Here is a 259-nt window from a genome sequence, read left to right as displayed (position 1 = left end):
GGTTGGCTTAGAAGCAGCCATCCTTAAAAGAGTGCGTAATAGCTCACTGGTCAAGTGATTCCGCGCCGACAATGTAGCGGGGCTCAAGTACACCGCCGAAGTTGTGGATTTCAGACAATAGCCAAGCCCTTGTGGTTCAGGCGTCTGGAGTGGTAGGGGAGCGTCGTGTGGGCAGTGAAGTCGCGGTGGAAACCAGCGGTGGAGCCTACACGAGTGAGAATGCAGGCATGAGTAGCGAAAGACGGGTGAGAAACCCGTC

General features: G+C 55.6%; 1 rRNA gene. It reads left to right on the top strand.

The annotated features are described in order from the left end of the window. A 23S ribosomal RNA gene (locus ARTB_RS21480) occupies nt 1-259 on the top strand; the annotation flags it as partial.

This window comes from Arthrobacter humicola (genome assembly GCF_022803015.1).
Classification (GTDB): Bacteria; Actinomycetota; Actinomycetes; order Actinomycetales; family Micrococcaceae; genus Arthrobacter; species Arthrobacter humicola_A.
Note: the sequence above shows the minus strand (reverse complement) of the source record. Positions and strands in the feature narration are given on the sequence as shown.